The following is a 4,694-nucleotide window of genomic DNA, read 5'->3' as shown; positions in this document are numbered from 1 at the left end:
GGTGATGAGCACGAGCTCGACCCGCCCCGCCGCGGCGAGCTCGGCGAGATGCGTCGCGTCGCGCGGCCCGGGATCGACCACGACGACGGGCAGGCTCGCGTTCGCGGCGTCCTCGCCCGAGACGTCGCGAGCCGAAATGACGTACGAGTTCGTCCCTTCGAGGCTCATCGGCCCGGGATTCGGCGCGAGCCGGTAGCGCGTCAGGGCGGAGCTGGTGACCCACATGGCCCCAGACTAGCCCGCGACGGCTAGTCCGCGATCGGGAACGCGACGCCCTCGCCGATGACCTTGAGCGCTAGGTCCATGCCGAGGCGCGCCATCGCGGCATTCCAGTGGCGGATCGTGATGACCTCGCCGCCGCCCCGGATGCGCGGATCGAGGGGCTGGCCCTCGGGCCGATCCGAGAGCTTGATGCGCACCGAGGACTCGGGCCCGAAGTAGTCCCAGTCGAGCACGGTCCCGTGGATGGGCGATTCGCTCGCGATCCGGATCTGCTCGGGCCGCAGCATGATCTGCACGTGGCCCTGCGTCGTGGGGTGGCGCACGGGGATCGGGCCGAGCGAGCACATGGCGAGGCTGCCCTCGAGCCAGGCGTCGAGGATGACGGCGTCGCCCAGGAACTCCGCCGTCGCCCGGTCCGCGGGGCGTGTGTACACGACGAAGGGGTTGCCGATCTGCGCGAGCTTGCCGCCGCGCATGACGGCGACCTGGTCGGCGAAGCTCAGCGCCTCGGCTTGGTCGTGGGTCACGAGGATCGTGGTCACCCCGGCCTTCGCGAGCACCTTCGCGACGGCGCGGCGGGTGGCCACGCGGAGCCCGGCGTCGAGCGCGGAGAACGGCTCGTCGAGCAGCATGACCTCGGGCTCGCGGGCCATCGCGCGGGCCAGGGCGATGCGCTGCTGCTGGCCGCCCGAGAGCTCGTGCGGGCGGCGCTTCGCGTACGATCCGTCGAGCGCGACCATCTCGAGGAGCTCCTCGACGCGCGTCGCGACCGCCTTCCGGCCGCGGTACTTCGAGTCCCCGAATCGGCCGGCGTCGAGCCCGAACGCGATGTTCTGGCCCACCGACAGATGCGGGAAGAGCGCGCCGTCCTGCGCGACGTAGCCGATGTTGCGCCGGTGCGCGGGCACCCACGCGTCCCCGGCCACGGTCTCGCCGTCGAGCTCGATCCGCCCCGAGTCGGGCGATTCGAAGCCCGCGATGAGCCGCAGGAGCGTCGTCTTGCCGGACCCCGAGGGCCCGACGATCGCGGTCGTGCCGCCCCGCGCGACGTGCAGGTTGATGCCCTTGAGCACGGAATTCGTGGCGCCGCGACGCCCGAACGTCTTGGTGACCTCCTCGATCTCGAGGTGGTGGTCCGCGGTGTCCGCGATGGACGGGGCTACTCGCGGCTCGGGGAGGCGAGAGGCGAACTTGGGGGTGGGGCTCTGTTCGGTCACTGGCCGGCTGCCTTCTTGGACTGCTGGAACAAAAGGTAGGTCATGGGTGCGGAGAGCAGGATCATGAGGAGCGCGTAGGGGGCCGCGCCCGCGTAGTCGATGCCGTTCGAGAGGTTCCAGAACTCGGTGGCGAGCGTTGATGTCCCGGTCGGCGAGAGCAGGAGCGTCGCCGTGAGTTCATTGACGACGGCGAGGAACACGAGCGCTGCCCCGCCTGCTGCCGCGGGGGCGGCCAGGCGGAGGGTCACGCGGAAGAACGCGACGACGGGGCGGCGTCCGAGCGCCCGGGCCGCCTCCTCGAGCTCCTTCGGTGCCTGGGCGAGACCCGCCCGCAGGCTCACGAGCGCGCGGGGGAGGAACAGCAGGACGTACGCGGCGACGAGCAGGAGTGTGGTCTGGTAGATGTCCGGGATGGCATGCAGTGCGACCGTGACGAACGCGAGCGCGAGGACGATGCCCGGCATCGAGCTCGTGACGTAGTTCGCGAGTTCGAGCGTCTTGCTGAGCCAGCCCGGGAACCGGACCACGAGCCACGTGAGCGGGAACGCGGCGACGACTGTCGCGAGCGCTCCGAGGAGGCCGAGCCACAGGCTCTGGCCGAGGGCCGTCGAGAGGGCGGTGAACGCGTGGTCCTCCCAGATCTTGGCGCCGCCGGCGATGAGCCAGCGCCCGATGACCCACACGGGAACGCCGAACGCGAGCACCGCGACGGCCACGAGCGCGAGCTGCGACGGAACGTGGAAGCCGCCGAGACCCAGGCGGGTCGGCGCCGCCTGGGCGCCCGAGCCGAGCTTCGCGTAGCGCGCGTTGCCGCGGGCACGGGCCTCGATCGCGAGCATCACGAGGCACAGCACCACGAGGACACTCGCGAGCATGTTGCCGGCGGCGCCGTTGAACGTCGAGCGGTACTGCTCCATGATCGCGGTGGTGAACGTGTCGAAGCGGATCATGGCGAACGCGCCGTACTCGGAGAGCAGGTGCAGCCCCACGAGGAGCGCGCCGCCCGCGACGGCGATGCGCAGCTGGGGGAGCACGACGCGGAAGAACACCTTCCATGGCCCGAGCCCGAGCGACGCCGCGGACTGTTCGAGAGCGGGGTCGAGCCGCGCGAGCGTTGCCGCCGCCGGGATGTAGACGAGCGGGTAGTACGAGAGGGTCGCGAGCAGCACGCCCGAGCCGAGCCCAGCCATCGACGGCACCACGGAGACCCACGCGTACGAGTTCACGAACGCCGGGATGGCGAGCGGCGCCGCGAGCAGCACGGCCCAGATCCGGTGCCCGAAGAGCGTGGTTCGCTCCACGAGCCACGCGCCGCCAACCCCGATCACGAGGCACAGCGGGACGCTGATGACCACGAGCCACACCGTGTTGCCGAGCAGTTCGAGGACGCGCGGCCGGAAGACGAGGGCGACGGCGGTGTCCCACCCGGTCGCGATCGTCATGGCGACGACGAAGCCGAGGGGGACGAGCGAGATCGCGCCGACCGCGATGCTCAGGACCAGGACCGGCAGGGGGACGTGCGAGCGGACAGAGCGCAGCTGGAGCCAGCGGCGGGCGCCGCCGCCCGGTCCCCGCGACGCCACCGCCACGCCTGCCGAGACGCCAGCGGCCCCGGCAGGGGAATCCTGCCGGGGCGCCGTCACTTCGGTGCCAGCGGACGCCGAGCCTGAGCCCGGCCGCGCCGCGTGGAACCGTGGAGTCTGCTTGGTCCTGAGTGCCAAAGGGTTAGAGCAGTCCTGCCTGTGTCATGAGGTCCGTGACCTTCTTCGAGTTGAGCTTCGCGGCGTCCACGGCCGGGGCCTGGAGGTCGCTCAGCGGGACGAGCTTGGGGTTGGCGGCGACGCCGGAACCGACCGGGTACTCGTAGGACGAGCCCGTCTGGAGGACCTTCTGGCCGTCAGTCCCCGTGACGAACGCGAGGAACTTCTGCGCCGCGGCCTGGTGCTTGCTCGAGGCCAGCACGCCGCCGCCCGAGACCGAGACGAAAGCGCCCGGGTCCTGGTTCTTGAAGTAGTGGAGGCCCACGTTCTTCGAGTTCTCGCCCGTCTTCGCCTGGTCGCCGAAGTAGTAGTAGTGGTAGATGACAGCCATGTCGATCTCGCCGGCGTTGACGGCCTTCATGGCCGTGCTGTTGCCCTTGTAGGCCTTCGAATTGTCCTTCATGGCCTTGAGCCAGTCGAGGGTCGCGCTCTCGCCCTTGAGCTGGAGCATCGCCGAGACGATCGCCTGGAAGTCAGCGCCCGAGGGCGAGGCGGCCCAGCGGCCCTTCCACGCCGAGTTCGAGAGGTCCATGAGGGACTTCGGGAGGTCGCTCTCGTTGACCTTGTTCTTGTTGTAGACGAGCACGGTCGAGCGCGCCGCGATGCCGACCCACGTGCCGGTCGACGGGCGGTAGGCCTCGGGCACGTTGTTCTTCGCGTCGGTCCCCGGGTCGGCGAAGAGGCCCGCGTTCTCGACCGCGCTCATGGCGGGGGAGTTCTCGGTCAGGAAGACGTCCGCGGGGGAGTTCTTGCCCTCCTGGATGAGCTGCTGCGCCATCTCGGAGTCGTCGCCGTTGCGGAGGTTGACCTTGATTCCGGTCGCCTTCGTGAACGCGTCGACCCACGCCTGGGTGAGCTCCTCGTGCTGGGCGTTGTAGACGGTGATGGTGTCCCCGGCGGCGGCCGTGCCGGCCGCGCCTTCCGAGGCTGCCGAGCCCGACGTCGACGAGCTGCCGGCACCGCCGCCGCACGCGGAGAGGCTGAGCGCGGCGACCGCGGCCAGCGCGACGCCCGCGAGGGCCTTGGAACGGATCTTCACAGAAGGTCCTTTCGTAGCTTATGAGGGCCGGCGCGGGGGCCGGCCCGAGGGTGCGATGTGGCTTCGACGTCGAGGGGCAGCGCTCATGCCCTGAGGGCAGGAACGGGAGCCTCCGTGAACGACTGTAGGTTAGCCACACCTAACCCCGGCGCGATTCTGGCCTAATTGTGGCGCAAATCACTTCAATTACGCAATTTTGTCGTTACGTAATTGGTCCATCGACCGATGCCGCCGCCTCGAGCACCATCCAGGCCTGGAGCCGGATCGAAAGCTGTGTCGCCGGTGACGCCGTCTCGCGCCCACCCGTCTCGGGCACAGATGCTTCCCTGGCCCAGACCTCCTCGGCGGTGGCGAGCACGAGCGACTTCGCCGTCTGGCGTGCATGGGCGGGGAGCTGGGGGCTGACCGCGGCGAGCGCGAGGTAGCGGGTGAGGATCCCGCGGAACAGTCCGTGAT

The 4,694-nt window shown here is 70.1% G+C and carries 3 protein-coding genes and 2 pseudogenes; all 5 read right to left on the bottom strand.

Annotation, left to right across the window (positions count from 1 at the left end; genetic code table 11):
* Window positions 1–225 (bottom strand): annotated as a pseudogene (locus ACLN58_RS18130) (MBL fold metallo-hydrolase); the annotation flags it as partial.
* Between the two features lie 23 nt (window positions 226–248).
* Window positions 249–1,439 (bottom strand): ABC transporter ATP-binding protein, encoded by a 1,191-nt coding sequence (locus tag ACLN58_RS18125; RefSeq protein ID WP_415856639.1) that lies wholly within the window; start codon window positions 1,437–1,439, stop codon window positions 249–251.
* A complete protein-coding gene (locus tag ACLN58_RS18120) occupies window positions 1,436–2,950 on the bottom strand; it encodes an ABC transporter permease (RefSeq protein WP_415856640.1) in 1,515 nt (504 codons plus the stop codon). The genes ACLN58_RS18125 and ACLN58_RS18120 overlap by 4 nt, the downstream gene beginning before the upstream one ends.
* A 214-nt stretch (window positions 2,951–3,164) precedes the next feature.
* A complete protein-coding gene (locus ACLN58_RS18115; RefSeq protein WP_415856638.1) occupies window positions 3,165–4,238 on the bottom strand; it encodes an iron ABC transporter substrate-binding protein in 1,074 nt (357 codons plus the stop codon).
* A gap of 202 nt (window positions 4,239–4,440) precedes the next feature.
* A pseudogene (locus tag ACLN58_RS18110) lies at window positions 4,441–4,694 on the bottom strand (glycosyl hydrolase); the annotation flags it as partial.

Source organism: Sinomonas sp. G460-2 (assembly GCF_047759905.1).
Classification (GTDB): Bacteria; Actinomycetota; Actinomycetes; order Actinomycetales; family Micrococcaceae; genus Sinomonas.
Note: the sequence above shows the minus strand (reverse complement) of the source record. Positions and strands in the feature narration are given on the sequence as shown.